This is a genomic window from Lactococcus protaetiae (genome assembly GCF_006965445.1).
GTDB classification, from domain to species: Bacteria; Bacillota; Bacilli; order Lactobacillales; family Streptococcaceae; genus Lactococcus; species Lactococcus protaetiae.
On the sequence record NZ_CP041356.1, the window covers coordinates 654906 to 681513 of the forward strand.

30 protein-coding genes, 1 tRNA gene and 1 pseudogene are annotated in these 26608 nt (G+C 35.0%); 24 read left to right on the forward strand and 8 right to left on the reverse strand.

Features of this window, described 5'->3' with window-relative positions:
• The first annotated feature begins 147 nt into the window (after positions 1–147).
• Positions 148–618: a GNAT family N-acetyltransferase gene (locus FLP15_RS03395; protein WP_142766000.1), complete on the forward strand. Its 471-nt coding sequence runs from the start codon at positions 148–150 to the stop codon at positions 616–618.
• A 153-nt stretch (positions 619–771) separates the two neighbouring features.
• Here FLP15_RS03395 and FLP15_RS03400 read toward each other — a convergent pair whose 3' ends face one another.
• Entirely contained in the window at positions 772–1557 is a 786-nt protein-coding gene (locus tag FLP15_RS03400) for an SDR family NAD(P)-dependent oxidoreductase (protein WP_142766001.1), read from the reverse strand.
• 2 nt (positions 1558–1559) lie between these two features.
• Entirely contained in the window at positions 1560–2345 is a 786-nt protein-coding gene (locus FLP15_RS03405; protein ID WP_142766002.1) for an SDR family oxidoreductase, read from the reverse strand.
• A gap of 915 nt (positions 2346–3260) precedes the next feature.
• On the opposite strand from FLP15_RS03405, the gene FLP15_RS03410 reads away from it, so the two are divergent.
• The gene (locus FLP15_RS03410) at positions 3261–3800 is read left to right on the forward strand and encodes a TetR/AcrR family transcriptional regulator (protein ID WP_142766003.1); all 540 of its coding nucleotides are present in this window, start codon (positions 3261–3263) and stop codon (positions 3798–3800) included.
• A gap of 287 nt (positions 3801–4087) precedes the next feature.
• Here the strand turns inward: FLP15_RS03410 and FLP15_RS03415 are convergent, their stop codons facing one another.
• Positions 4088–6031 (reverse strand): alpha-amylase family glycosyl hydrolase, encoded by a 1944-nt coding sequence (locus FLP15_RS03415; protein ID WP_142766004.1) that lies wholly within the window; start codon positions 6029–6031, stop codon positions 4088–4090.
• A gap of 586 nt (positions 6032–6617) precedes the next feature.
• Positions 6618–7043, reverse strand: a complete 426-nt coding sequence (locus tag FLP15_RS03420; protein WP_142766005.1) for a hypothetical protein — start codon at positions 7041–7043, stop codon at positions 6618–6620.
• A 633-nt stretch (positions 7044–7676) separates the two neighbouring features.
• Between FLP15_RS03420 and FLP15_RS03425 the strand changes: the two genes are divergently transcribed.
• The 16 genes from FLP15_RS03425 (at position 7677) to FLP15_RS03495 (ending at position 18223) form a co-directional block, all read left to right on the forward strand.
• Positions 7677–10304, forward strand: coding sequence for a tetratricopeptide repeat protein (locus tag FLP15_RS03425; protein WP_190288339.1), 2628 nt, complete (start codon positions 7677–7679; stop codon positions 10302–10304).
• A 436-nt stretch (positions 10305–10740) separates the two neighbouring features.
• Complete coding sequence (locus FLP15_RS03430) at positions 10741–11016, forward strand: hypothetical protein (protein ID WP_142766007.1); 276 nt, start codon at positions 10741–10743, stop codon at positions 11014–11016.
• 1 nt (position 11017) lies between these two features.
• Complete coding sequence (locus FLP15_RS03435) at positions 11018–11284, forward strand: hypothetical protein (RefSeq protein ID WP_142766008.1); 267 nt, start codon at positions 11018–11020, stop codon at positions 11282–11284.
• Positions 11285–11363: 79 nt separating this feature from the next.
• Positions 11364–12419, forward strand: a complete 1056-nt coding sequence (locus FLP15_RS03440) for a hypothetical protein (RefSeq protein ID WP_142766009.1) — start codon at positions 11364–11366, stop codon at positions 12417–12419.
• Positions 12420–12451: 32 nt separating this feature from the next.
• Positions 12452–12874, forward strand: a complete 423-nt coding sequence (locus tag FLP15_RS03445; protein ID WP_142766010.1) for a hypothetical protein — start codon at positions 12452–12454, stop codon at positions 12872–12874.
• A gap of 8 nt (positions 12875–12882) precedes the next feature.
• Positions 12883–13458, forward strand: a complete 576-nt coding sequence (locus FLP15_RS03450; protein WP_142766011.1) for a hypothetical protein — start codon at positions 12883–12885, stop codon at positions 13456–13458.
• Between the two features lie 31 nt (positions 13459–13489).
• Positions 13490–14062, forward strand: a complete 573-nt coding sequence (locus FLP15_RS12685) for a J domain-containing protein (RefSeq protein WP_190288340.1) — start codon at positions 13490–13492, stop codon at positions 14060–14062.
• Positions 14063–14483: 421 nt separating this feature from the next.
• The gene (locus FLP15_RS03460; RefSeq protein WP_142766012.1) at positions 14484–14816 is read left to right on the forward strand and encodes a hypothetical protein; all 333 of its coding nucleotides are present in this window, start codon (positions 14484–14486) and stop codon (positions 14814–14816) included.
• 16 nt (positions 14817–14832) lie between these two features.
• The gene (locus FLP15_RS12690; RefSeq protein ID WP_190288341.1) at positions 14833–14979 is read left to right on the forward strand and encodes a hypothetical protein; all 147 of its coding nucleotides are present in this window, start codon (positions 14833–14835) and stop codon (positions 14977–14979) included.
• 125 nt (positions 14980–15104) lie between these two features.
• The gene (locus FLP15_RS03465; protein ID WP_142766013.1) at positions 15105–15506 is read left to right on the forward strand and encodes a hypothetical protein; all 402 of its coding nucleotides are present in this window, start codon (positions 15105–15107) and stop codon (positions 15504–15506) included.
• Positions 15507–15553: 47 nt separating this feature from the next.
• Positions 15554–15898: a type II toxin-antitoxin system RelB/DinJ family antitoxin gene (locus tag FLP15_RS13800; protein ID WP_223804715.1), complete on the forward strand. Its 345-nt coding sequence runs from the start codon at positions 15554–15556 to the stop codon at positions 15896–15898.
• A complete protein-coding gene (locus tag FLP15_RS03475) occupies positions 15898–16230 on the forward strand; it encodes a hypothetical protein (RefSeq protein ID WP_142766014.1) in 333 nt (110 codons plus the stop codon). Before FLP15_RS13800 ends, FLP15_RS03475 begins: the two co-directional genes overlap by 1 nt.
• A gap of 59 nt (positions 16231–16289) precedes the next feature.
• Positions 16290–16604, forward strand: a complete 315-nt coding sequence (locus tag FLP15_RS03480) for a hypothetical protein (RefSeq protein ID WP_142766015.1) — start codon at positions 16290–16292, stop codon at positions 16602–16604.
• The gene (locus tag FLP15_RS03485; RefSeq protein ID WP_142766016.1) at positions 16597–16818 is read left to right on the forward strand and encodes a hypothetical protein; all 222 of its coding nucleotides are present in this window, start codon (positions 16597–16599) and stop codon (positions 16816–16818) included. Before FLP15_RS03480 ends, FLP15_RS03485 begins: the two co-directional genes overlap by 8 nt.
• Positions 16819–16847: 29 nt before the next feature.
• Positions 16848–17090 carry a DUF3173 family protein gene (locus FLP15_RS03490; RefSeq protein WP_223804716.1) on the forward strand — a complete coding sequence of 81 codons (243 nt, stop codon included), beginning with the start codon at positions 16848–16850 and terminating at the stop codon, positions 17088–17090.
• Positions 17090–18223 carry a site-specific integrase gene (locus FLP15_RS03495; protein ID WP_142766017.1) on the forward strand — a complete coding sequence of 378 codons (1134 nt, stop codon included), beginning with the start codon at positions 17090–17092 and terminating at the stop codon, positions 18221–18223. Before FLP15_RS03490 ends, FLP15_RS03495 begins: the two co-directional genes overlap by 1 nt.
• Before the next feature lie 78 nt (positions 18224–18301).
• Here the strand turns inward: FLP15_RS03495 and FLP15_RS03500 are convergent.
• Together FLP15_RS03500 and tgt are read right to left on the reverse strand one after the other, a co-directional pair.
• Positions 18302–18373, reverse strand: a tRNA-Thr gene (locus FLP15_RS03500).
• Between the two features lie 65 nt (positions 18374–18438).
• Entirely contained in the window at positions 18439–19587 is a 1149-nt protein-coding gene (gene tgt, locus FLP15_RS03505; RefSeq protein ID WP_142766018.1) for a tRNA guanosine(34) transglycosylase Tgt, read from the reverse strand.
• 343 nt (positions 19588–19930) lie between these two features.
• Between tgt and FLP15_RS03510 the strand changes: the two genes are divergently transcribed.
• Complete coding sequence (locus FLP15_RS03510) at positions 19931–20626, forward strand: DUF975 family protein (RefSeq protein ID WP_142766019.1); 696 nt, start codon at positions 19931–19933, stop codon at positions 20624–20626.
• 51 nt (positions 20627–20677) lie between these two features.
• Here the strand turns inward: FLP15_RS03510 and FLP15_RS03515 are convergent, their stop codons facing one another.
• Positions 20678–21856, reverse strand: coding sequence for an MFS transporter (locus FLP15_RS03515; protein ID WP_142766020.1), 1179 nt, complete (start codon positions 21854–21856; stop codon positions 20678–20680).
• Positions 21857–22238: 382 nt separating this feature from the next.
• The gene (locus tag FLP15_RS03520) at positions 22239–22679 is read right to left on the reverse strand and encodes a CoA-binding protein (RefSeq protein ID WP_190288373.1); all 441 of its coding nucleotides are present in this window, start codon (positions 22677–22679) and stop codon (positions 22239–22241) included.
• Between the two features lie 264 nt (positions 22680–22943).
• Here FLP15_RS03520 and FLP15_RS03525 point away from each other — a divergent pair.
• From FLP15_RS03525 to FLP15_RS12995, 5 genes and pseudogenes are all read left to right on the forward strand, one after another.
• Positions 22944–23549 (forward strand): annotated as a pseudogene (locus FLP15_RS03525) (DNA/RNA non-specific endonuclease); the annotation flags it as partial.
• 249 nt (positions 23550–23798) lie between these two features.
• Positions 23799–24014: a hypothetical protein gene (locus tag FLP15_RS03530; RefSeq protein ID WP_120772880.1), complete on the forward strand. Its 216-nt coding sequence runs from the start codon at positions 23799–23801 to the stop codon at positions 24012–24014.
• A 33-nt stretch (positions 24015–24047) separates the two neighbouring features.
• Positions 24048–24287 (forward strand): hypothetical protein, encoded by a 240-nt coding sequence (locus FLP15_RS03535; RefSeq protein WP_120772881.1) that lies wholly within the window; start codon positions 24048–24050, stop codon positions 24285–24287.
• Positions 24288–24847: 560 nt separating this feature from the next.
• Entirely contained in the window at positions 24848–25849 is a 1002-nt protein-coding gene (locus FLP15_RS12990; protein WP_223804717.1) for a hypothetical protein, read from the forward strand.
• A gap of 56 nt (positions 25850–25905) precedes the next feature.
• Entirely contained in the window at positions 25906–26427 is a 522-nt protein-coding gene (locus tag FLP15_RS12995) for a hypothetical protein (RefSeq protein ID WP_223804718.1), read from the forward strand.
• The last annotated feature ends 181 nt before the right edge of the window (positions 26428–26608 follow it).

Genomic DNA, 26608 nt, shown 5'->3' on the forward strand with positions numbered 1-26608 from the left:
TTGATAAATAAAATCTGTCAGTTCAATGCGATTATCGTGAGCATTGAATCGGCGGATAAAAGCTTTATCAACAGAGTTGAAAAAGCTGTCAGCATACTGACAGCTTTTTTGAGTTTAAAATTGTATAATATTTTGTGAGGTGAGTGAATGAAAATAAGAAAAGCAGAGATTAAAGATTGTCCTAAATTATTGGAGTTACTGGCGGAGATTGGTCAGTTTCATTATGAGCGGAGACCAGATGTTTTTCGAGCTGATGCTGGAAAATATTCGCTGACGGATTTATCGGAAATGCTGACAGATGCAACAAAACCAATCTTTGTGGCCGTTTCTGATCGTGATGAGGTTTTGGGATATGCGATGTGCCAAGTTAAAGAAAATACAGAGCATACTGTGCTTGCTCCATATAAAGTTCTATATTTAGATGATTTATGTGTGGATGAGAATGCACGAAAACTAGGTGCAGGCGGTCAGTTGATGGATGTTTTGATTGATTTTGCACGTGAGGAGCATTGTTCTAGAGTTGAGCTGAATGTATGGGAAATGCCAGATTCTGCAAAAGAATTTTATGAACATCATGGTTTCAAGACACAGAGACGAGAGATGGAGTTTTTGCTATAATAACTAAAAAAATCGGAGTTTTCCGATTTTTTATTTGTTTATCAAAGCAAGTGCATACTATCTCTGATTTATGGCTTTGCTGTTGGTGCTCGTTACGATAGGGTGCTGTGCAGACGGTGCAACGAAGCGGAGATGTGAGGTTGTACCCTAAATTCAATTTTTACCAAACTTACGTTTCAAACCATTTCTTGCGATGTCTTTGAGATTTTTTCCCATTAGCCCAGGTTCATAATTGTCAATGATAGTGCCGTCAAAATTGATAAGTTCGGCATTATGATTTTTTCCATCAAAGAGAAAACTTGTGATGTTCTCTGCAGCTTCGTAAGGAGTTCTGACCATTCCGCCTTCGCCAGCCTTTGCTCCGTTAAGGTCAGTTGCGATAGCACCAGGCATGACACCAAAGATTTGGCGTTTTGATTTATCTTTTTCAAACTGGTGGCCGAAGGCAAAAGTCATTGCATTTTGTGCAGCCTTGCTCGTCACGTAAGCGAGAGGCATCCAGTATTTTTGTGAAACAGGAACGGTCACATTGAGAATCTTGGCATTTTCTGAAAGCGCCGGCAAAAGATTTGTGATAACGGCATGAGTTCCTAAGAAATTAGTGTTGAGTGTCTCTTGAAGGTCAGTCGTTGTGTAGTCAAATGCGGATTTATTCATGTCTAGTTTACTTTTTTCTGTCGCGATGTTGCCAGCAATCCCTGCGTTGTTGACAAGAATGTCAACATCTGACAAATCTGACAGACTTTCTAATCCCTCTAAGTCGTTCAAATCAACTTTGACAAAACTTGCAGAAATACCATCAGCTTGCAATTTTTGGACGGCTTCTTGTCCAAGACTTTCTTGTCTTGCGCCAAGCAAAATTTCATAGCCACGCTTGCCAAGATTTTGTGCAATCGCAAAACCAATGCCTTTGTTTGCGCCAGTAATCAGTGCTTTCATTTCTATCTTTCTCCTTTTTCTTTTGGAAAATAATTTCCTAGCATTTGGGTAGAGAGTTTGTTCGTGTTTTCTTCACTATTGACTTTGCCCATTTGATGTAAAGTCTTCGCAAAGCCAGCATCAATGCGCTCCGCACCGTTTTCGAGACCAAGAAGAGTTTCGTCAATCAAATCGCTCAGTTTCATGTTGGTTGGATTTTCAGTTGAAGCGTGTTCTTCAAGATTGGTCTCTGCGACAAGAGGAGGTACAAGTTCGACAACACGTAAATTTTTTCCAAAATATTTTGCTTGTTCACGTAGTGCATCGCTGTAAAAGTGAACGCCAGCTTTTGTCAGGTTATAAATCGGATGTGCACCATCTGCAAGGTTGGATAAACCAGATGAAACGTTGATGATAGTGCCGTAATTATTAGTTAAAAGAGGCAATAATGCCTGTGTTACAGCGATTGTACCAGTGAGATTAGTATTGATTTCTTCTGTCAGTACTGACAAAGGGAGCTGTGCAAATAAATCATAAGCGCGCATAATACCAGCAGAATTCATCAGTACGTCAAGCCGTGGGAATTTGTCCTGAATGTATTCTGTCAGTGCTGACAAATGCTCTAGTGTCGTCACGTCGCTGACAAACCCTGATAATTCAGGATTTTCAGCCAAAATTTTGTTTAGGCGTGATTCATTACGAGCAGTGATAATGACACGATTGCCAAGGGATGCAAAGCGTTTAGCAAATCCAAAACCGATACCGCTTGTTCCACCAGTAATCAAAATTGTATGTCCAGTAAAAGTCATTGTTATCCTCCAAGAAATGAGTTCATTCGTCTTTTAACCAAGCAAGTTCCTGCTATCTCCGCCCTTTGGGCTACGTTGTCGATGCTCGCTACGGTGCTGAAGCACCTAGTCGCAATCGCAATTCCCCCACCTCTTTTAGGTGGAGGGATAAGCAACACTAAGCTTTGTTTTCGTTCTACTGCCCTAGGGTCTTGGCGCTTTAGCGCTTAGACTTCAGGGACAGGGTGACCTCATATCTTTGATGTTAAGCAGACTGTTGCAGCTTTAGCTGCGTACAGGTCGCTTAGTTGTTACATCTAGAGGTTGTACCCTAACATCAGTGGGAGAGAAAAAATCTCCCACTGATGAAGTAATCACTTCAATAATGTTATTCAAAAACAATACGAGCTTCCGAATAAGTCTAATGAACTTAATTATTATTTGGTTATAATTTTTTGTTTTTATAACTCATGAAAAGATTATACTATCAGAAGTTATATTTGTCAAGAATTATAACTTGTGTTAGAATGTTTTTATACTATTCTAAAAGTAATTTAGAAGTTAAACAATATTAGAAAGGAATTGAGTTCGGACTCCTAAAAGTTAGGAAAATAGATGACTCTACTGTCCGTTTGCTAAAACAGAAAAAGGCAAAGCAGGTGGTCGAAATGGTAACTGGGTTTCTAAAGCAACATCTTCGCTACGCTATTCATTCCGTTCTATTTCCGCTATCGTGCTAGGTGCTTTGCATGCTGTTCTGCGAACAGTCTACGTAAAATAACAAGCGCAAAAGGCGAAGTACCAAGTCGGAATGGTAAGATCAAAAGGAAACCTCATTTTTTAAAATTTCTACGCTTCTACGAGTGAAATTTTGCAAAACAAAATCTCTTCTGTAGCTTTGATATAATCTTTCAAGCAGTCGTCCTCACATTTAATATGACAACACGAGAAAAAATTCTCCAAGAAACCGAAAATTTCATCCTAAAGAACGGGATAGAGAAACTTACAATATCAAAAATTGCTAAAAAGTTGAATATCAGTCAGCCCGCAATTTACAAGCATTTTAAAAATAAGGAAGAGTTGCTGACCGTCCTTGCTCTTCGATTTCTCAACGAACAGACACTATCTGCGATTTTTCCTTTTGATACGACAAACTATACACAAAAAGTCGATATTATCCACGATTGGCTTTGGGCTGTCGCAAGTGCCAAGTTTTATGCGCATCAGGAAACACCTGAGATGTTTGCGCTTTACACTACTTATGTCAGCGAAAATCAAGCGCTTAGTCAGGAACACATTTTAGAAATGGTTCAGAGCTTACAGAGTGCAGCCGCTCTTTCAAAACCAGAGCAAGCAGGAGCCTTGATTCAAGCATTTGCTTATTTTCATCATCCGAAAGTAGCGCCACAGTGGGATAACTCTTTTCAAGAACAATTTGAAAATGTTTGGTCACTTATCAAAAAGAATTTTGAATAAGTTAGCTACAACCACTTTATAACTCACTTATTGTTGACTTTTACGGCAAATGAGTCATAGTAACAAAAATGTCAATAATGAAGCCAAGACTTATTCAGTGGGAGTTTCGACTCACCACTGAATTTAGGGTACAACCTCACATCTCCGCTTCGCTGCACTGTCTGCACAGCACCTTGTCGTAGCGAGCATCAACAGCGTAGCCGCAAGGCGGAGATAGCACGCACTTGTTTTGATAAAAACCTGTCAGTACGCTGACAGGTTCTATTTTAGGTGTTAATGTATTATGTTCATTTGATTCTAAATACCATTGCACATCTAGGTTCAAGAATGATATTGAGTTTTCCTTTTGACCAACCAAAGCTACTTCTTGGTCCAAAACCACCATATTTTCTATCATCGGTGTCAAAGATTAATTCAGGTTTTTCTGCAAAGTCCAGGTGAAGCTGCTGCTCATAACTTGGATGAAAATTAAATGCAAAAAGTAAATTCCCTTTTTGATAAGCCAATAGTTTATCAGAATTTTTTACCCACCGTTGCTTCAAGCTTGCACTATTCTCCATAAACTTGAACTGATGTTCTAAGTTAATCATATCGTTATCAAATGCCAAGAGATATTTGAAACGTAAATCTTGATTGTCTGCCAGAGACCATTGTCTACGTGCATGCTGATAGCTATCACCATTGCCCTCACGAGGGAAATCTAACCATTCTGGATGCCCAAACTCATTTCCCATGAAGTTCAGATAACCCTCTCCAGCAAGGCTGAAAGTGACGAGGCGAATCAGCTTGTGCAACGCAATTGCACGATCAATAATCAGCGATTCACTACCTGTATCCATCTTCCAGTAAATCTCACTATCCGCGAGCCACATCATGATGGTCTTGTCACCAACAAGCGCCTGATCATGACTTTCTGCATAGCCAATGTTTTTCTCTCCAGGTCGTCTCGTTGTCAATTCCCACCAGAGCGCCATCAAGTCAAGGTCATCATCAGATTTTTCTTTAAGTTGTTTAATCCAAAAATCAGGAATGCCCATTGAGAGTCGGTAGTCAAAGCCAATACCGCCAGCTGAGATAGGAAGTGCCATACCTGGCATCGCTGACATATCTTCAGCAATCGTCGTAGCATCAGGATTCACTTGACGGATGAGTTCATTTGCCAACATCAAATAAGTGACTGCCTCAACATCAGTATTAAGTGAAAAATATTTACTATAATCAGTGAATGCAGTACCCAGACCGTGGTCGTGATAGAGCATAGAAGTCACACCATCAAAGCGGAAACCATCAAATTTATAAACATCTAGCCAGAATTTCAGATTTGAGAGTAAGAAATGTAAGACTTCATCTTTGCCGTAATTAAATAATTTCGTGTTCCAAGCAGAATGTTCACCACGCTTGCCTTCATGGAAATATTGTGAAGTTGTGCCGTCAAAGAGATTTAGTCCATCTCCAACATTTTTCACAGCGTGTGAATGAACGACATCAAGCAATACGCGTAAGCCCATACCATGCGCCGTATCAATCAGTTCCATCAAATCTTCAGACTTACCAAATCGACTTGATATCGCAAAGAAATTGGATACTTGATAGCCAAAGCTGGCATAAAGCGGATGCTCCATAATTGCCATTAATTGAATCGTATTGTAACCATCTTTTTTGATGCGAGGTAAGATATCGCGTGTAAATTCTTTGTAGCTATTAATCCGATAATCTTCTGTGGAGATACCAATGTGTGCTTCATAAATTAAAGGTGCTTCGGTGAGGTTTGGTGCTTTGTGTTTCCATTCGTACTGCGGGTGTGTAATCACACCATCCATTTCATAACGTTCATTTTGCACAGCATACATGATATAGCTCGGAACACGATAAACAGTTTGCCCATCTTTCAAGAGTAATTTTACCTTAACTTTTGAACCGATAGGGAGCATACCAGGACTAGAAATTTCCCAAGTGCCACCATAGGCAGACCTGAGTTCAAAATTATTTTCCCAGTTATTAAAATCTCCAACTAACCAAGCTTTAGCAGCAGCAGGTGCCCATTCACGAAAAGTCCAATGATTTTTTTCCTGTTGGAATCCGAAATATTTATATCCATTTGCAAAGTCAGAGAGAGTACCATCCGTACCCAATAAACGTTTTTTTGTACGTGCATACTCAAAAAGCCTTAAAGATAAATCCTCTTTGAAAGGTTCAAGGTAAGGGTCATAGTCTAAAATACTTAAAGGCATAATGTTCTCCTTTTTTAAGATAGAGTCGAAATTAATAATTATTTAAAGTCATACTTCATACTAGTTCATCTCTAAATCTGCGTTAGCAGATTTGGTAGTTAAACTTTACCTATACTACATTGCGACGATTGGGAAAAGCGAAGTTTTTCTTATCCACAATCTTGACGCATTGTGTTAAGCGCAAGAGATGGTTTACGTTCTTGGAGTTAGGTACCAAACCGTGATTTGATGAAAAAGTGAAGTTGACTTCATACAGTTATTAAATGTCGCACTCAAATTTGTCCAATTATCCTAGACCTATTTTATCATTTTTGTAAAGGTTTTCATAACGAAAATATGATAAAAATGAAATAAACTATATTCTGCCAAAATTATGCGTAGAATTTTTATACTGTCGAAAACTGTAAATTCTGATTGATGAATCCAACCATATTTCGCTGACAGGGTTAGTGTATACTGATATAAGAGTGCTAATCACTCAATGCAGTGGTCAAAGTTGAAAGTCTGTGGATAAATAATGAAAAAGAAACTTTCTGTCAGCACTGACAGAATTTTTTAAGAATCTTGTCAGCAAATATCAGAGTTTTTATTGACTAAATCCGAACCAAGGGTCTTCTTCGTCAGTGAGCACCTTTTGGCTCGCTCCAAAAGGAGAAGTATCAGGGGTTTCAATAGTAGGTGAAAAAGCAGTGAAAAGTTGTTCAGGACGATTACTACTTTTAAGGGTTTCAGCTTTAATATTACTATCTGCGCTTGAAATTTCACTAAAGTGGTTAGAAGTGTCAGTGAGTACTGACGGATTTTTGTCAGCCTCTTTTGAGAGAGTTGTCAGCGAATTTGAACCATCAGTGAAAAAATAACCCTCCAAATATTGAATATAATCATAAAATTCTGTCAGGAGTTCGTGATAATAACTCATCTCACTTGTATTATCGATGCTTTCAAAAGTACCTTGAGCTTCACCCCAACGCTCAGCAATATGTTTACTTTTCATAAAATCATTATAGTTCATTTGGTTTCCTCACATTTTAAATAGTATATAATCTTTATCAATCCATCTACTGTAAAAAGCAACAACAAATTGACACTACCAAACTATTTTTGGTGGAACAAAATATAGTTTTGGTATATAATCCCGTGGGATTATAGATATGACTATCATAAGAAGTTGAAATATAAAATGATAGTCATTTAGTCAAATAATAGTATTTTAGATGATGTATACTTTTATATTTGCTGAAAGAACAAGGATAAAATTATAAAAGAACGAAAAAGTTATAAGAAAAGTTATGAGTTTCATGATGAAATTTCTCAATTTATTTTGTTATAACATTATTAAGTTTAATTTAAATCCTATGGAGTTTTTTATAGATTCTCTATATTAAAAATACAAAAAAGAATCTGGAATCAAAAAAGATTAAAAATTTATATTGGACGTTTGTGATAATTTTTAGGTCAGATATCCTGAATTGCTTAATATGATATATTAATTTTTAAAAGAAATCCAGAAAAATTATCTAAAATCTTAATAAGAAAAATCAATAGTGGATAGGTAAAATAAATTATGTGACGCATGGCTCATGCTCGCTTTTTAGATGATTTTACATTAAAATAGATATAACGAAAAAATTTAATGAGGAACAAAATGGAGAATTTTAGTTTAAGTACAAGACTTTTCATGTTTGCAGTTGTTACATCTATTGAATATGATTTGAGATTTTTTTTATCTACGACTCCCGAAACTATTACTGTTGGTGATGAGTTAATCTCAAAATCAAATGATAGAAACAAAAAAGAAAGAGTTGACAAAAAATCTGATATTGGTATTATTCTAGATGGCTTAGATTTAGGTGATTTAGTTGGATTAATTAACTCAAATGGAGTTATATTAAAATTATCAAATACTACGAGAAATAAGATTAATAGTATATTAGTGGAGAAACTAGTTCCGATAAGGAATAGAATAATGCATTCAAAGCCTCTTTATTTTTCTGACCGAGGAACAATAGAAGAAGCCATGCGAACTTTAGATAAAGAATTCCACTTTATAAATTGGAATGAACTTTTAAAGACAAAGGATAAAATATACAATAATCCCGAAAAATTGATGGCTAGTTTAAAGTTTATTCCAGAGATAGAAGATAATTCAATGTTTCACAATCTTCCAGAACCAGAGTTTGATGATACTGGATACATAGGTAGAAAACAAGAATTACACGATCTTGATAAATTGGTCAATTCGGATATTTATCCAGTAGTTACGATAGTAGGAAATGGAGGTTTTGGTAAAACTGCATTAGTTGTTAAATACTTATACGATTTCATTGACTCTAACAATTCTAATAAATTTGACGCTATTGTTTGGACAAGTTTAAAGACGAAAACGTTATCGCGCGGAGAGTTTATCAAAATCAAAGATTCTATTTCAAACGCTACTGAATTTTTTAATGATTTACAAATTAATCTTATTCAGCAAACTCAAAATCCAATTGATGATATTATTACTTTTATGGAAACTTTTCCCACATTATTAGTTATAGATAATTTAGAAACAATGCCAACTCTTCAGGTTATTGAATTTTTAAAACGCATACCAAGTAAATCAAAAGTATTAATTACGTCTCGTAAAGGGTTAGGTGAATTAGAGAATAGATATGAGCTGAAAGAGTTAAGTTCAAAAGATAGTATTGAATATTTTCGATTGCTTTCCAAATATTTTCAACTGGAACTTCATCAACGGCCAGATGAAGAACTTCAAAGGTTTATAGAGAAAAATTTGTATTCAAGCCCATTAGTAATAAAATGGTATTTAACAGGAATTTTTTATGGAGCAGATTCCAATTCCATTCTTGCCAATAAGAAAGAAGTTATCGAATTTTGCATGTCAAACATCATTGATAAATTAGCTGAAAAAGAAATAATGGTTCTATGGCTTTTACTCAATGAAGGAAAACCGCTGACTTTTGGGGAAATTGTCTACTATATTGGAGAGGAAGACTATCATACCTTAGTGGACAGTGTAAATAAATTAAAATCAACAAGTATGTTATCTTTAGATAAAAGTGGAATAAATTATTCTATCAATTCATTAGCTAAGGATTATCTGACTTATTTTCGTCCTGTATCGAATGAATTTATTGATATGATTAGAGACAAAAGGATGAAATTATATAGGATTCTTGAAACAATAAGTTCAAAAAATGAGAATGACCCTTTTGATGCTAAATCTATTCAACATAATTTAGACAATCCAAGTAATAAAATTGCTTCTTACTATTTAACAGAGGCTTTAGAAAGTAGTTATCAGAGAGATTGGACAGAAGCTAGTCGTTATCTTGAACGAGCTCTTACAGTAGCACCGGAGTATTTTGAGATATATAAAATTCGAGCTTTTATTACTAGTGAGATGTCTAATTATTCAGAAGCCCAGGAATTTTATAGAATAGCGTTAGAGAATGCAACAGATAATACTACCTCTGCCGTACTTAATTATCATCTAAGTGTATTTTATACTGTGAAAATGCAAGAGCATATTAAGGCTCTTGAGTACATAGAAAAAGCAGATGAGCTATTTCCAAACAATTTTAGAATACAACTTGAAAAAGGACGTATACTTACTAACTTATCAAAATACAAAGAAGCAATAGAGATTTTTGAACAGATTAAATTAAATAATGAAACCACAATTAAATTTGCTAATCAGTATATAAGTAAATATCTTGATGTTTATTTAAGAAGAGCTCAAAGTTTAAATTTCAGAGACTACTCATTGAAACTCAGTCTCTTGGGAGATGGGCTGGAAAAACTAGATTATTTAAATGAAGTGGATTATAAAACATCTACTATTCTAATAAAAGTCTTAATAGAAGTTGTAAAGCTCTCAAATAAGGACAAGGAAAAATCAACTTTATTATTTGAAAAGTATTATATTAAATATCAAAAAGAAATATTAAAAAATAATACAGGTCAACTGTTGACATTGAAACGTATTGTAAAGGAGTCTGAAATAAAGGTTCAAGCTGATATTTTCCATTCTTTAAATGATATACATAAAAAAAGTAAGAAAAGTTATTCTAATTTTACCGTTGAAAACGAGGGAATTATTACTCAATTATTTGAGAGTTCTGGTTTTATAAACAATAAGTTCGGAAAGTACTATTTTGATTTAGAAGATTTCGAATATGCCTCTCCAATGGAAGGTGATCAAGTAAAATTTAGGATTCACAGCAATGAAAAAGGTAATCAAGCTAAAGAAATTGACCTGATTTTTTAGTGACTATGCTTTATTGCAGATGTAGTAGCAAATAAAATGTCTTGAATTATAAGAAAAATTAGAAGGAAGCCAAAAAGATCAATAAAATCGCAAGAAACCACCCGTAAGCATAAGTGATTTGCTTCACAAATAAAACTAACCAAGCAATAAAAAGTGTGTTAAATAATTTATAAAATAAAGGGTCGTTACAAAGTGAACGGCTTTTTATTGTGTAAATTGGATAAAAATTACTAAAGGTTTAGTTTGTTGATGTAATTATTTTTACGCTCCTAATTTCTCAGGTTCTAGGTTAATAATATGAAAAGACTTGTGAAAATTAGTTTTCCAAATTTTTTATGCATTAGACAAAATTAAAAATAAAGTGTTGCAAATGTATTCTAAAAACTGTAAAATAAATTTAATGAGAAATACATAAAAAATTAAGGAGAATTTTATAATGGGCGCATCAAGAATTAGCTCTAATGTGATGACAGCACAAAACGCAATCTCTAAACTAACAGGGGTAGAAGCTGGTGCAATTCAAAATGAGAGTATCCACTTTGCAGGAAGTAACATTGCTTGTATGAAAGCAGGGCAGAAACTGAATAATCAAATGCTTAAAGATGTGAGTGAGCTAGTGTCATGTATCCAAAAACAAGCAAATAAAGTTGAAGGATTGGCACAGGCAATAGAGTATCGAGATAAAGCGGATAGTCAAAGTTGGGGGTTCTAGCATGAAAGATAAAAGTGCAGATGAGCGATTGGTATTAGGGCGAGAAATTTATGCCAAAGAAAATCAAATTGATGAGGTCAACCAAGAATATCGGAATCATCAAGCTCAACTTGAACGATTTCATAATGAGATGAATCGTTTATTTTATGTTGAAGAAGAGCTTTATGTTCAGGAAAAACAAGAGGGAGAGCAGAACAATTGGAAAAGTTCAGAGTTTCAAGGGTTCGTGAAGAAATACAGCAAGTTATTTCTAATGAATTTGATTTGATTGACCGAGGCTATCGTCAAGTTCGTATGAAAATCCAAGATGATATTGACCAACTTCAAACAGAAAGGAATCGATTGCCGTGGGACTAAAATATAATAAAAACGATGGGAATCTTTTTATTTCTGCAATGAATCATAATGTATCAAGCGCAAATGAAATTGTGAGTCGATTAAGAGAGGGAAGCGACCATTTAATTAGTAGGGTAGAGGGTGGTTCTTCTCAATTATCAGGAAAAGCTTATCATGCCGTAGGAACTCTTTTTGCGAGTTTGATTAAACCAGTGCTTACCAAGTTAGAATCAGCAACAGAAGATATAAAAAGTGATATTCAAGTCTTTCACTCTCAAAGTTCTGTATTTGATACCTTTAATGATACAATCTATGATGAAGACCACCTTAATCAATTACTTGAAATTAAACGTCAGCAACAAGCCTTAGTTCAAACTCAAATCAGTTTATTTAGTGGGAGCTTATTGTGGGATTTGGCTAAAAATGTAGCAGAAGAACTCTTTTATGAGGGAAAACGACTAGAGAATGTAGCGGAACATTACGCAAATGAGATGAGAGAAATTGAAGAGAAGCTCCGAATCTTACATGAATTTGATTCACGGACGAGTAGCCTTTTTCAGGATAGTCTTACGGTGTTCCAAAGTGCGATGCAGGGAGTTAAGGCACTTAATCAGGGGCGCTTTGATTCTAAAGGGAATTTTTCAATCCCTTCAAGTTCTAATATGGATTGGTACAAAACACTTACTAATCAAAAATTGGATTCAGCCTTAGTTTCAGATGTTGAGGCAGAACGTAATGCACTTCTCAAAGGACTTGATGTCAAAGGCTTGGCGGATAAAGACCGAGAAAAATATGAGTCATCTGTTTCAGATATTATCAAGACACTACAAAGCCAAGGCTGGACAAAGGAAGGGATTGAAGCTTATCTTAAAACGCTTGCGACAATCAATTCAAACAGTCATTCAGCAGGTGACCGTTTCCCAATTGAATCTTACATTGAAAATGCTCAATTGATGAAATTCTTGTTAGATAATGCGAGTCATCTTGATGTTTCTAAATACATTGAGAATAATTGGGGAAAGACTAAAACTTATTATTTTGTTAATGGGAACCAAATTATATTTTAACGCAACTTGGTGCTTATCTTCCACAGTTTAATGTGAAGAAACAAGCCAGTGCAGAGGATGCTTCAAAAGTGGCACCTATTTTGAAAGATAAAGTTGTTAATCCAAGAGATTCAGGGGTTGCTTTGGTTGCAAATACAATTTTTGATGAATCAGAGTTGATGAGAATAACAAATAGTAAAGAATTTATTGCAACGTTAAGAAATAAGGTCTTTACTAATACAAAAGCTTCGCTATATAATTTTAATTCATCTATTAAAGGATTTGAAATAGCCAAGAAAGAATTTGATGCGCTGAAACTTGCGGATGTGAAGACTTATCCAAGTGGGACTATAGTCGGTAAGTTACCTAATGGAGATATTGTTAATCTTCATCCCGGTAGTTCAGTAGGTGGTGCGCCTTCTTTGGAAATTCAAAGTTCTTTAGATAAAACAATAAATATAAAGATTAGATACTAGGAGAAGCTATGGAAATGGTAATTGATAGTGAGTTTATTTACAAAATATTAGTCATCAGGGAGATTTGGGAGGATGAAGGAACTTTTCATTTTATATTTGAAACTCAAACTGAAAGAGAATTAGCTAGTAAAGAATATTATGAGTTATCTTTTAGTCGTGTTGTTGGTATGGAATATTCTATAATGGCTATTAACAGACTTAGATTTTCTAAATTAACCGCAAAAGATGAGTTAAATAGCAATATATGTCTGATAGAAAATTCTGAGTGGATAAAAAACTTAGATGAATACTTTATTGATATTTATCAGCCTAAGAACTTGAAACATTATCTTATAATAGATTCTAGTGATACTGTAATAGATATTCTAGCAGACGGACACCCAACGTTAGAAAAAATCAGTAAACCTGAAGGTACGAAGTTATTAAAAGAAGAAATTGAACAGTTAAGATGGTGGAAAAATAAAGAAAATTTAACAGCTATCCAAGATGAATTAAAAGAGTTAAGAGAGTACAAAATTAAGCGAGAAAAGGAAGATAAACAAGCTAGAGAAGATGAAATTAATGCTAATTCTTTTGGTTTTTGATGAAATGAAGACATATAGGTGGGGAAATTAAATGTCATTTGGGATATTTTTATTAATTGCGTTTATTTTAGTGACGATTGCAAGTGTAGTTTGGAAGTATAGAGGTTTAATCTATTTTGTCGGAATTGTATTTTTGATTTGGCTATTTCTGAAGTATTTTTTCGTTGCTTTATTTATAATTTTAGGACTTGTGATTGCTCATTTTGTAAGAAAGAATGAAGTAAATGAGAGAATTTCTGTTGAAGAAGATAAAGCAAAACAAGCTCACCAAGAAAAAGTAAATGCATGGCGTAAGGAGCAAGAAAGAAAATATGGTTCTAATTGGTATCATGCAAACAGAGACGAAAAACAAACTAGAGCAGAAAAATCAAAAGATAGTCAAACTACGAAATTAATAGACTATGATAGACGCTGGGATAGTACAAACCCTTATATTATTTTAGGAGTAAGAGAACTATCAACATTTGCTGAAATAAAAAATCAATATAAATTTCTTTCAAAAAAATATCATCCAGACGTTGCGACTGAGTTAAATTCAGATACGATTATGAAAAAAATAAATTGGGCTTGGGATGAAATAAGAAAAGAAAAAGAAAACTACTGACTTAATGAGTTAGTAGTTTTCTTTATTTTATAAAATTAGGTAAGAAAAAGTATGAAAAGTCCTGTTAAATATTGTTTTGTTGTTTCCGTAAATATTCATTCATGACGAGTTGCTCTAATAAGTGATTTTTAGAAAAATGTGCGTATTCTTGTTCAAAGAGCAATTCTTCAATAGATAGTTTTTGTAAAAAATTGGTACATTCTTGCTGATTTTCGATCACGCCTCGACTTGTTTTGACGGGTAAAAATTTAGTAGTAGGTTTAAAATTCTTTTTGTCAATTAAGGTTTTGATTTGCCTTGATGTTCTATAATCACCATCTCTAAATTTTAAAACTAAGCTTAGTGCTTCATTATAAGTTAGACCTATAATGAAGCACTAAGCTTAGTTTAGAAATTAAGAAATTAGAAAAAGGTAAAAAGTATGAGATTAACAACAGAACAAATTAGATTTTTGGAACAATATTTAAGAAGAAATGTAACGGTCACGGTAGTGTCTAGTGTCGTTTTTTATAGAGACGTTCGTCCTTTTTCAGAAGCGAATAAAGAACTCAGTAATTTTAGTTCAGAAGAGTTAGGGGAAGTTGATGATTTGATGGAAGAATTTTCTATTAATGGTCGTGAAATTAGTTCTTATGCGGCGCATGCTTTGCTTGGAGAAAGTCATTTTTCAAGTGATTCTGTCTATGAACTTGAAGAAGCATTTAATGTTATGGGAACAACGATTCAAGAAGTTTTGTCACAGATGGATAAATAGGAGAAGTCGATAAATAATGAAAGTTAATCAAAGACAAGTCCGACTGATTATTTTAGAAGCTCAAAGTCAAGAGGTTAAATTAAAATTTATTGATGAATTTGAACATTATTCAAGGACTGCCAAAAGCCTTAAAGAATATTTAGAATATATCAGAGCTAGTTGAATAGAAGTTGATTTCCCTCATTCTTCTTTTGCAATTTTAAAGCAATTAGTATTAAAAAATGAGGAGAAACTTTTTTGTCAGTAATAATGAGTTAAAAATAAATTTGACTAGAAAAAGAGGATAAAATGGAATTTCAAAAAATTAAACGAGAGTGTCATCATGCAACAGAACACTATGGAAATTTAAAAAGAGCGCTGGAAGTCGTGATAGAAACGTATAATGAAACAACGTTCAGATATAATTTAAGAATTTCAGGAGTATATGACCTTATTGTAAAACGCGGTTATGGCGAAATTTCACTTGATGTTTTAGCTGAACTAAAGTCTGATGAATTTGAAAGTTATTTTGCAGATAGAAGATTTGATGTAAATGCTTTTTCAGAATATTTTTTGAGGGATATTAAGTTTTTTCAGACAAACGAAGCAGAAGAATTGGCTCAACTAGCTAGAAAATCTATGCAATTGTATCGTGAGTATTTAACAGTTTTAGATAATTTGTATCTTAATTGTGCTTTTGAAAGTAATTAAAAGTTGAAAAATGCACCTATTTGTGATAAAATGTTAGTAAATAAAGAATGAGAGGTGTAGATATGAGTGTGATTCAAGTTTCTGCAAGAGTAGATAAAACTTTGAGAGATGAAGCTCAAAAAGTATTTGATAAGCAAGGGCTAGATGTTGCGACTGTGATTAAGATGTTAATTACAAAAACAGCTTATGAACAACAAATACCGCTCACTCTTTTTACTCAATCATCAACAGGTTATCCTTCGGGGTGGTTTTCTCCTGAACGAGTAGAAGCAAGAGGAAAAATTTCTGAAATGACTAAAAAATCAGAAGCAAAAACACTTGATTTCTCAAAAACAGAAGATGTTGCGGAGTTTTTCAATGAGAAATTTCCAGAGTATGAGGGGTTAATGTAGTGGAACTGAGCGAGCATACAGTGGTTATCGCCAAAGTTATTTATGCGGACGGGACGGGTTCAAAAGTTCGTCCCGCTTTTGTTATAGAGTTAGACGGTACAGTTGTAAAAACTTATCGCATTACAAGCCAATATGAAAATAAATCAGAGTATATTAAGAGTAGATACTTTGAAATTATTGATTATATTGAGGCAGGCTTACGTAAACGTTCATGGATTGATACGGTTCAGGCTTATAATATTGATGGTAATAAAACAAAAATAAGAGTGTTGGGCTATTTATCAGCACGAGATGAAATAAGACTTCGAGAGTTTTTAGAACAGTTAGAATAAGCACTGACATTTAGTCAGGCTTTTTTATTTTTAGGAAAGAAAATAGTGAGGATAGAGTTATGATTTATAATGTTGATATAAGTGCAAATTTTAATGAAGAACAGCACGGAGTTAACACTCGTACAGCAGAGATTGAGGTATATTTAAGAGAAACAGAAACGAATAAGTTATTCAAATATTTTCCTATGTCGGCAGAAATTATTCAGGAAACTGAAACAGATAAATTTTATGAGGTTGATTTCAGACGTGCTTATTTTGGTAAGCAAGAAGGCAGGGTTTTATCACAATTAGGAGTACAGCGCTTTAAAAAAATGTTTGGTGGTTTTGCGGACGAGAAACATTTAAGTATCGCATTGGAGTACGATTATGATTAAAGAAGAACAAATAGCAGATTTAAGGCGAGATGTTGAAAAAGTACGTAGAGCAAGTGAAGCACCGCGTACTTGGGAAGGTTTAGCGGAGATTGAATCAATTATAAATTATATCAATCGAAAATATGGAACATCTTTTAGAGGTTATGAGATAGCATTAAGCGAAGCGGAATCTTACTTATGGAATAAGCATGATAGGCTAAAAGGTTACTATTAGGAAAAGAGCAGGAAAAATCTTGCTCTTTTTTGTGTTTAAAAATTGAAAAGGAAGGAAGATTAAATATTATGAATCGAAATTTGATTAGTAAACCTATAATTACTTGTGAAGATTTAATACAGTTGGGTTTACCACCAACACAAGCGAAAAGAGTAATTCATGATGCGAAAAAAAAGGCAGTTTTAGCAGGATTTACTTTTTATAATGGAAAGCAAAACTTTGCGCCTTCTAAATTTATCTTTGAAATTATTGGAATAGCAGAGGTAGCTTAATGGCAACAATACGATATAGGCAACGTGGAGTAAAAAAACTTTGGCATTTTGAAATTAGAGATGAATCAGGAAAAAGTGTAGCTTATCAAGGTGGATTTAAAACAAAGAGAATGGCTCAACTAGCTGGAAGTCCAATCTTTCAGGAAATTCAAAACGGAAGTAAGTTAAGCCCAGAAATGACACTCCTTAATTTATATGATTACTGGTTTGATGTAAAAATTAATAGTAAAGATTTAGAAGTAGCAACTTTTAGAAAATACTCTTATTATAAAAATGTGATTCAAGAAAACTTTGATATTCCAATAAAAAATATTAAGACAAGTCAGTATCAGCAGAAAATGAATAAATTAGGGGAAAAAGTTAGCTATGATGTTTTGCAAAGAATAAATAGTGTCATTCATAAGTCTATACAGTTGGCAAAAAGTGATAAAGTGCTTGTTGATGATTTTACATTAGGTGTAGATTTGAATACACAAAAGAAGTCAAAACTAATTGAGAATAAATATCTTCATAGCATATCAGATATATTAAAATTACAAAAGGAATTACGAGAGCGATTGAATTATAAAAAATCAGTAGTTCCTTATGTCCTTTATATTTTGCTTTCTACGGGTATGAGATATGGAGAAGCAATTGCTCTTACATGGAATGATATTAATTTTGAAAATGAAATAATTCATACTTATCGAAGATTTAACACTTCGCCTAAAATTTGGAAATTTGTTGCTCCAAAAACTGATATTTCAATTAGAGACATTCCACTAAATAAAAACGATATAGAAGTTTTAAAAAGTTTAAAAAAAGAGCAGAAATCTAGTAATTCAGAATTAGATATTAAAAATAAAAACAATTTAGTTTTTCAACATTACGGTTTAACTCATGATGTGCCAAGCACGGTATCAAGTAATAAGACACTTAGAAAGATATTAGATGATATGAAAATAGAGCCTAGTAATTTATCAGTATATGGTCTAAGACACACTAGAGCTAGTTATCTAATTCATTCAGGAATACCTGTTGATGTTTGCGCAAAAGTTTTGGGTCATACTGTAATACAATTTGAAAAGACTTATCGTCATTTGTTAATTGAAAAAAGAGATGAAGGTTTTGATGCAATTAGAAAGATATTGTGAGTGGGGCAATTTTAGGGGCAAATAAAAAAGACAAACAAAAAAGCCTTATATATCAACGATACAAGGCTTTTGACTTAATGCCGACTATAGGAATCGAACCTACGACCCTTCGTTACGAGTGAAGTGCTCTACCGACTGAGCTAAGTCGGCATTATAGTGAAAGTGAAAAAATCCACTTCCATTATGATACAACTTTTCATATTAAATTTCAAGAACTAGAAGTCTTTGGCATCAGGCTTGTTATAACCATAACGTTCACAAAAATCTTCGCGGAATTCAAGAAGATTATCGTCAACGATGGCTTGACGGACGTCTTTCATGAGATTAACAAGGAAATGAAGATTATGGTATGAGCAAAGTCTTAGGCCGAATGTTTCATCTGCTTTGATTAAATGTCGCAGATAAGCGCGTGTGTAGTTCGTGCAAGTATAGCAGTTGCACATCGGGTCAAGCGGTGTGAAATCATGCTCATATTTTGCATTTCTTATATTGACACGACCAAAATGAGTCATTAGTGTTCCATTTCGTGCAATGCGAGTGGGTAAGACACAGTCAAACATATCCACTCCACGAATGACACCATCAATCAAGCTATCAGGTGCTCCCACCCCCATAAGATAACGTGGTTTATTTTCAGGCAACATCGGTGTAGTAAAGTCCAGAACAGCGTTCATTTCTTTATGGGATTCGCCGACAGCAAGACCGCCAATAGAATATCCTGCAAAATCCATTGAAGTTAAATCATTCGCCGATTGTCGCCGAAGGTCTTCAAAACCAGCACCTTGCACGATACCAAACAGACCTTGATCATACGCTCTACGGTGTGCATTTAGACCACGCTCTGCCCAACGGGATGTACGTTCAACAGAAGCTTTAACATAATCATAAGGTTGATAGAATGGCGGACATTCATCAAAGGACATCATGATATCAGAGCCAAGATTGTTTTGGATTCCAATTGCCTTTTCTGGATTGAGAAAAAGTTCACGTCCGTCCAAGTGGCTTTTGAATTTCACGCCTTCTTCTGTGATATTTTTTTTATTTTGAACAAGGCTGTAAACTTGGAAACCACCACTATCTGTGAGAATAGGCTGATCCCAATTCATAAACTTATGAAGTCCACCTGCTTGTGCAACAAGCTCATCACCTGGACGGAGCCAAAGATGGTAAGTGTTCGAGAGGATAATACCTGAGCCAAGTTGTTTGAGTTCTTCGGGACTCATTGTTTTGACCGTCGCTTGAGTTCCTACGGGCATAAACATTGGTGTTGGGAAAGTCCCGTGTGGTGTAATAATCTCACCGAGTCTTGCACCAGTATGTTTTTCTTTTTTTATTAATCTGTATTTTATTGCGTGTTCTACCATAATGTTATGCAAGTCATCTCTTGTGAGATGAGCTTGTTTTCCTTTTCTTTAATATAAAATATCACTGCATAGGGTTAAGAAAAGCGCTGCCTTTCCTATCTGTAACCTTTGGAAGGGATATTTAAAGATTAAGCAGTGTTGAAATGATGACATTTCATCGGTGAGAAACTTAGCAGATACTTGCTAAGTTAAAAATCAGCACTTATAAGTATAACAAAAAATACCATGTTTTAATAGGGGAACTTTAATAAAAATCAGGCGAAAGTCTTAGTAAATTTTACAGTTTTGCTGGTATAATAATATTAAGATAAGAACAGGATAAGAAGATGAGGAGGAAAATTTTATGCCAAGAAGAGTATTAAAGGAGCAAGCTAAAGAAGCACTAAGAGATAACTTTATGGCGAAGATGTTGCTATTTATCATCCCGATTATTTTGGGGATTTTAGGTGGCGGAAATGGAATTCGTACATCTTTAGAGCATGGAAATATGCATGGAGATACGCTTTCTAATGCCGCTTGGGTGGCAATAACATTCTTTGGACTTTTGGGTGTGATTATTGGGATTGCAATTACTCTATTTGTGACAGTAGTAACGACTGGAGCGATTTTTAATTATATCAAGATTTTCCGTGGAGAACGTACTAATCCACAGTTTAACAATGTTTTTGTACCTTTTCATGATGGTTCTGCCGGCAAGATTATTTTGTTGAATGTTGTGAAAGGACTGATTTTAATCTTACTCGCCTTCATTCCAATAATTGGTTGGGCGATTGGGATTTATCTTTCTCTGGGCTGGTCGCAATCGACATATATTTTGTTTGATCAGTTAGAACATGGCAAATATACAGGGGTGATGGATGTTCTGCGAGATTCAGCGACGATGATGAAAGGGTTGCGTGGCGACTACTTTGTGTTTAGTTTCAGCTTCTTCTGGTGGTATGTGCTGTACGGAGTTTCTGGTGGGCTTGCAGGATTTTGGACAATGCCTTATATTAATATGGCTCGTGTTGCTTACTATGAAAATATTGGTCACTTATAGGAAAAAACTTCTGTCAGTATGCTGACAGAAGTTTTTTGTGCTGACAAAATCTCAAATACTCTTTTTTATATGGCGCCCATGCAGCAAATAATAAATGAATGCAATGATAATTGAGAAAATTGCAGAAGCAAAATATAGATTACGATAGCCAAGCAAAGGCATGATTAGGCCGAGGATAAATGGTCCAAAGCCAACACCCATATCCATTAAACCAAAGAAAGTTGAAGTTGCGACACCCAAACGTTCAAACCCAGAAGTACGAATCGCAATTGCTTGACCAAAAGGAGAGAATGAGCCATAGCCCAAACCGATGAAAATAGCAGCAACTAAGAGCATCCAGCCAGAATGTGCTAGGCCAATCAAGAACAATCCAATCGCGAAGAATAAGTAGGTCGGATACATGACAAAGTTGTCTCCGTGAGTGTCAAAAATTCGGCCAGTCAATGGACGAGAAATAAGGACGGTGACAGCATAGACAAGAAAGAAGAAAGAAGCGGCTTGTGCGAGATGGATCGATGAAGCATAGGCATCCATGAATGATAAAATACTCGAATATGCAATACCTATCAGAAAGGCGATGAGTGAAATAGTTAGAGCCTTCTTCTCAAAATAATTTGACCAAGCAAATTTTTTCTTTTTGTCAGTACTGACAGAAGTGTGAGTTGTTGTTTTAGGAATATGTAGGAGAAAAATCCCGATAAGAGCAGCAAAAAGTAAAATCGCAGACAGAATAATGAGGATGTTAAAACCGGAACTTGCATAAAGAAACATAGATAAAAATGGCCCAACGGCAGAAGATAATGTTACAGAAAGAGCATAATATCCAATCCCCTCACCGCGACGCGAAGCAGGGACAATGGCTCCAGCAAGTGTTCCTGATGCGGTTGCAGCGATACCAAATCCAACACCGTGAATTAATCGAAGAAGCAAGAGCAGACCAACGCTGTGAACTGCAAAATAACCAAAAGTAAGGACAAAATAAATAATTGTACCAATATAAAGAAGTTTTTTTGCTCCAAAACGTTTCATATTATTTCCTGTCCAGAGCCTGGCAATGAAACCGCCGACAATGAAGATACCAGACAAGATACCGGCAATACTGGCTGAGGCATGATATTCAGTCATTGCCATCGAACCGATGACAACGGTGGGTAAGTAGAAGACGAGATAAAAGATAAAGTTTAGTAGCATATTAATGACAAAGGTCATTGTCCATAATTTTTCTTTCAAGTGAAGAGAGTCCTTTCAAATAATAAATTTTTTATACTATAGTTTTTTGTTGTGAAAAAAGGCAACGTATCAACGTTGCTGCACAAGCTCAAAACACAAAACGGCGCTATCCCCATAATTTGCCCATAAGATTCTTTTAAAAGTTAGAAGCAAGGGCTATTTTAATGTGAATGCGCAATCATTTTGTATGAAAACAGACAAAACTCTCGTACGTGGACGAGAGTTTTGTGTAATTCGACTCTTTTATTTTATCAAAAAACTGAGTAAATATGTTGTATAGACTACTTTGAGCTATCTGTGTATTGATTTCCACGTTAAAGTTTTATAGGATATATGAGTGATGACTAGAATGTCACGATATTGATTTTGAGCTGATTTATCATTACTTTTTTCCTAGTCCAGAATAAGCATACTCAATCTTAATGCAACGGTTCATGACAATGTCGTTTTTTCCTGCAGCGCGTAGAATTTGTTCGGCTTCTTCTGATTGAAGACCAAGTTGTGCCCAAAAAACATCGGCATCTGTATCTACAAAGTCACGTGCAACATCTGCTAAAAATTCGCTTCGACGGAAAATATCAACAATGTCAATATGAATAGGGACGTCCTTGATGGAGGCATAAACCTTTTCGCCGAGTAACTCTTGTCCTTCAAGAAGTGGGTTAACAGGAATGATTTTGTAACCATTTTTTTGCAGCCCTTGTGCGATAAGATAAGAAGAACGGTCAGTTTTGTTTGAAATACCGACAACTGCGATTGTTTTTGCTTTTTTGAGATAGTCAAAAAGTTGTTCCTGACTAGGATTTTCAAATTCGTACATGATGATTCCTCCAATAATTTATCGTGCAAATCTTTATCAGCTGATAAAAGCTTTATTATTTTTTCTATTTCTATTATAACACTATGCTATAATTAAGCTATGAAAAAGAAACAAATAAAAGCTCTTACTAGTCTAGTTGTTATTATTATTGCTTTGGCAGTGGGGTATTTTGGCTCTGGACATCTGAATATTGGCCAAGCGCCTGCTCAAACAAGCACCGTAACATCGTCAGGCAAAGTGCTTTCGACAAGTGTTAAGCAGCAGCCTTTGGATTTTAAAAATAAAAGACAAATGGTAATGGCTAATACTGATGCGCTAGGTCGAGCAGTGGATTCGCATATCCAACTTAAAAATTCACAAGAGCCTCACGTGACACGTGAACCGTTAAACTATAATCCTGTTGGTTGGCATAATTATGATTTTTATTATAAAAAATCTGATGGTTCAATCGGTAAGATGTGGTTAATGGCAAGAGGTCATCTTGTGGGTTATCAATTTTCAGGATTAAACGATGAACCACGCAACTTAGTACCTGAAACGGCTTGGTTTAATGGTGGAAACTATACTGGGATGAATGATAGTAATACAGCCAGTATGTTATATTATGAAAATCGTCTAGATAGCTGGCTTGCAAATCATCCTAATTATTATCTTGATTATCAAGTTACCCCTCTTTACAAAGGCAATGAACTTTTACCAAGACAAATTCGTTTGGCTTATGTCGGTATTGATAAAAACGGTCAGACTTTAACGATTAAGTTGGGCGGAGGACGTGAACAAACAGGTAATGGTGGAGCAACGGTAGTTGTTCTTGATAATTATGCGCCAAACGCTAAAATCAACTATGCTGATGGAACAGCGGTAAATACAGTCAGCCCTAAATAGATGCTGACAGAATTGCCATAATAAAAAATCAGTCAAAAGACCGAGTAAATCGGTCTTTTTTACTGTTATAATAAAAATATAGTAAGAATAGTTAGGTAATGAATCATCTTAAATAACGAAAATTACATTAGAAATTTGATAAAAGAATAACTATTGAGTGATAGAAAGATGAGACTGATACGGTGAGTGGTATACAGGATTAAACTTTCTCACGACATACTCTAAAGGAGAAAATAAATGTTTTTTGTACTGATTATCTTTTTGGCGGCCTTACTTTTTGTGAGAGGATTGTTTCACTTCGTATTGCCAGCCTTACTGATTTTATTGGTTTTGCGCGTGTTTCTGGGCGGATTAATGTTACTGTTTAGCCCGCATTTTATTGGGACAGTGCTTATATTGGCGTTCATCATCTGGTTAGTCAAAGCTAGTCGAGGTGGACGACGTTACTATTAGAAATAGCGCGTGTATGCGTCGGGAGGAAGAATAATGTTTTTAGGCTTTTTATCAGGACTGATTGTTCTTGTAGCAGTTGTTTCTATACTGCTTGTTGTATTTGGCGTCATTGCCACACAGATTTTCTTTAGATATATTTTGCCAATCCTATTGGTTTTGCTTGTCATTCGAATCATTTTTGCTGGGATTATGCTTCTTTTTAATCCACATTTTTGGATATTTATCGCGATAGTTGCACTTGTCATCTATTTAGTCGGTAAATTTAAAAAATGAAATTAGCCCGCATTTGTTTTGATAAAGTTACAATCAGATAAAATATAGAGAAAAATTAATCACTGACAGTGTTTTGTCAGTGATTTTTTATGTGTTTTATGTTTATAATTTTCTAAGTTTATTGAGTGTTATCAAAAAATTTGATATAATTCATTTACTAATACTGTGTGAATGTTATAAAAGTTTAGCATTTATAGTGGTGTTTCCCACCACCTTTGATATTTTGATATTAAAGCAGTTTCATGAAACTTGATAAATATTTATAATCTTTAGAATCAAATGAGTACAACAGTTAGGGCTACCTTTTTCAATGATTTATACCAATTCATCTACTAATTTTTTCTACAAATAGTTGGTAGATGAACTACAGATATACTGCCTTTTGCTTGCCAAGCAAAAGGACATCGGAGCCGTTCATAGAACGGCGTGCGAAGCACGTAGCTGCATTACAAATGGACACCCAGCGTATTGACAACGTGGCACAGCAGAGTAATTTCTAAAAACGTTTTTAGAAATTTAAACAGTATTAGAAAAAGTTGAAAAAAGCAGTGGAGGACATCATGTCAAACGAATATAGAGCACGTTCATCTCGTCATGAGCGTAGATTATCGCGCCGAGCGAGAAAAGATTTTGATATCGTAGAAGCTACGGCAGATAAAGTAACTGAAAATTTAGGCGAGCTAGAAGGTCAAAACCGTGAGAGAATTTCTAGACATACTACTGTAAGTCGCGAAAGTTCGGGCTTATCAGTGACAGCCGTAGTTATTCAAGCTGTGGTATCCTTGCTTCTTGGGTTGAGTTTTTATGCTTTTCCGTTTTGGAATCAACTTGCGACACCGCTCCAGTCACAAAATCTTTATTCTGGTTTAGCCATGCAGCATGGATTAGTTCCTTTTAATGATTTCTATGGTACGGGTGGAACGTTATTTTATGTTCTGAACTGGCTTGGGAATTTTGCAGGAAGCACCCTTATTTTATGGATATTAGAAGTTGTTGCCCTGTTTATTAGCGGTATTATAACTTTCCAACTTGTGTTTAATCAGACTAAAAGTCAAAATGCAGCTACAATTATCTCAAATTTCACATTGATTATTGTTGCTGGTTTGGCGAGAGGTGGAGATGCTCCAACATTATTTGCACTTCCGTTTGCTCTCTGGGCAGTTAAATTCTTGAATGATTATTTCCGAGAAGAATCAACTGATAGAGGATTTATCCGTTTTGGAATGGCTGGTGCAGTAACCTTAGTTATTTCACCGATTATGACAATGTTCTTCGTCTTTTCGGCAATTGCATTGTTGATTTATAATGTTTCTCATCGACGTTTTTGGCACGGTTTCTATCAGATGTTAGCAGTTATCTTAGGGATTTCAGTTATAGGTTATTCGGTAGCTTATTATGCACTCAATCAGCAGACGCTTTATACTTCGATTGAGCAATCCGTTTTGATTCCTTTGACTCATTTTGGTCCAACGGATAGCCTTCTACTTACGATTGCTAAGGCACTTGTATTAACTCTGATTTTTGGAATTGTAACAGGCTTTGTGCAAGGGTCATCCAAATAAAAAATGCAGGACGCGCAACAATTTGGTATGCCACATTATTAGTCGGCACAGTCATTGTGACAACGATGATTATCTTTGCTCAGACTTTTGATAGCTCTAATCTTCTTGCTGTCTTACCGTTTACGGTTGTCTTCTCTGGACTTGGAGTTAAAGATGCAGAACAAGTTTTTCTGAAGTATCTACAAAATCGGTTGTTTGCACCAATTTTAGGGATACTATTTATCATCTCTGCACCGTTTGCCTATCATCATTTGAATAACGCAATTTTTACAGAAGAAAAAGCTATTGCTCAGTTTATACAAGAAAATGGTAAAGCAACAGATAGAGTCTATGTATTTGGTGCTGACAAAAATATCAATAATTTAACAAGAAAGATTGCCACACTAGATAATGTTCCAGCAGATTATCCAATAAAATTTACTCAGAACTATGACTTAAAGGTTGCAAGTCTTAAAGATAAGTACATCGTCATTGAGGCTGGACAAGCTGTACCTAAAAATTTGTCTCAATTGCTGTCATCAAATTACAAAACAGCCCCTTATGCAGGAAAGCATTTCCTTATTTATCAGAAGAAATAAGAATCTGCCAGTACTGCGACTTGACTCGCGACTTTAGGCGCTTAGCGAGCATGGATACCCGTGGTGTGGACAATCGAGCGCCGAAGGCGCGAAGATGACAGAAAAGTTTGTCAGAAACAGCGCCATGAAGTTTGTGTAGCAAGATTAATTTGTTGTCGCTTTTTACAACAAATTAGCTATA

Excerpts from the sequence above, each read along its gene's own strand:
- FLP15_RS03395 (WP_142766000.1), top strand. The coding sequence starts at position 148 with ATGAAAATAAGAAAAGCAGAGATTAAAGATTGTCCTAAATTATTGGAG.
- FLP15_RS03400 (WP_142766001.1), bottom strand. The coding sequence starts at position 1,557 with ATGAAAGCACTGATTACTGGCGCAAACAAAGGCATTGGTTTTGCGATT.
- FLP15_RS03405 (WP_142766002.1), bottom strand. The coding sequence starts at position 2,345 with ATGACTTTTACTGGACATACAATTTTGATTACTGGTGGAACAAGCGGT.
- FLP15_RS03410 (WP_142766003.1), top strand. The coding sequence starts at position 3,261 with ATGACAACACGAGAAAAAATTCTCCAAGAAACCGAAAATTTCATCCTA.
- FLP15_RS03415 (WP_142766004.1), bottom strand. The coding sequence starts at position 6,031 with ATGCCTTTAAGTATTTTAGACTATGACCCTTACCTTGAACCTTTCAAA.
- FLP15_RS03420 (WP_142766005.1), bottom strand. The coding sequence starts at position 7,043 with ATGAACTATAATGATTTTATGAAAAGTAAACATATTGCTGAGCGTTGG.
- FLP15_RS03425 (WP_190288339.1), top strand. The coding sequence starts at position 7,677 with ATGGAGAATTTTAGTTTAAGTACAAGACTTTTCATGTTTGCAGTTGTT.
- FLP15_RS03430 (WP_142766007.1), top strand. The coding sequence starts at position 10,741 with ATGGGCGCATCAAGAATTAGCTCTAATGTGATGACAGCACAAAACGCA.
- FLP15_RS03435 (WP_142766008.1), top strand. The coding sequence starts at position 11,018 with ATGAAAGATAAAAGTGCAGATGAGCGATTGGTATTAGGGCGAGAAATT.
- FLP15_RS03450 (WP_142766011.1), top strand. The coding sequence starts at position 12,883 with ATGGAAATGGTAATTGATAGTGAGTTTATTTACAAAATATTAGTCATC.
- FLP15_RS12685 (WP_190288340.1), top strand. The coding sequence starts at position 13,490 with ATGTCATTTGGGATATTTTTATTAATTGCGTTTATTTTAGTGACGATT.
- FLP15_RS03460 (WP_142766012.1), top strand. The coding sequence starts at position 14,484 with ATGAGATTAACAACAGAACAAATTAGATTTTTGGAACAATATTTAAGA.
- FLP15_RS12690 (WP_190288341.1), top strand. The coding sequence starts at position 14,833 with ATGAAAGTTAATCAAAGACAAGTCCGACTGATTATTTTAGAAGCTCAA.
- FLP15_RS03465 (WP_142766013.1), top strand. The coding sequence starts at position 15,105 with ATGGAATTTCAAAAAATTAAACGAGAGTGTCATCATGCAACAGAACAC.
- FLP15_RS13800 (WP_223804715.1), top strand. The coding sequence starts at position 15,554 with ATGAGAGGTGTAGATATGAGTGTGATTCAAGTTTCTGCAAGAGTAGAT.
- FLP15_RS03480 (WP_142766015.1), top strand. The coding sequence starts at position 16,290 with ATGATTTATAATGTTGATATAAGTGCAAATTTTAATGAAGAACAGCAC.
- FLP15_RS03485 (WP_142766016.1), top strand. The coding sequence starts at position 16,597 with ATGATTAAAGAAGAACAAATAGCAGATTTAAGGCGAGATGTTGAAAAA.
- FLP15_RS03495 (WP_142766017.1), top strand. The coding sequence starts at position 17,090 with ATGGCAACAATACGATATAGGCAACGTGGAGTAAAAAAACTTTGGCAT.
- tgt (WP_142766018.1), bottom strand. The coding sequence starts at position 19,587 with ATGGTAGAACACGCAATAAAATACAGATTAATAAAAAAAGAAAAACAT.
- FLP15_RS03510 (WP_142766019.1), top strand. The coding sequence starts at position 19,931 with ATGCCAAGAAGAGTATTAAAGGAGCAAGCTAAAGAAGCACTAAGAGAT.
- FLP15_RS03530 (WP_120772880.1), top strand. The coding sequence starts at position 23,799 with ATGTTTTTTGTACTGATTATCTTTTTGGCGGCCTTACTTTTTGTGAGA.
- FLP15_RS03535 (WP_120772881.1), top strand. The coding sequence starts at position 24,048 with ATGTTTTTAGGCTTTTTATCAGGACTGATTGTTCTTGTAGCAGTTGTT.
- FLP15_RS12990 (WP_223804717.1), top strand. The coding sequence starts at position 24,848 with ATGTCAAACGAATATAGAGCACGTTCATCTCGTCATGAGCGTAGATTA.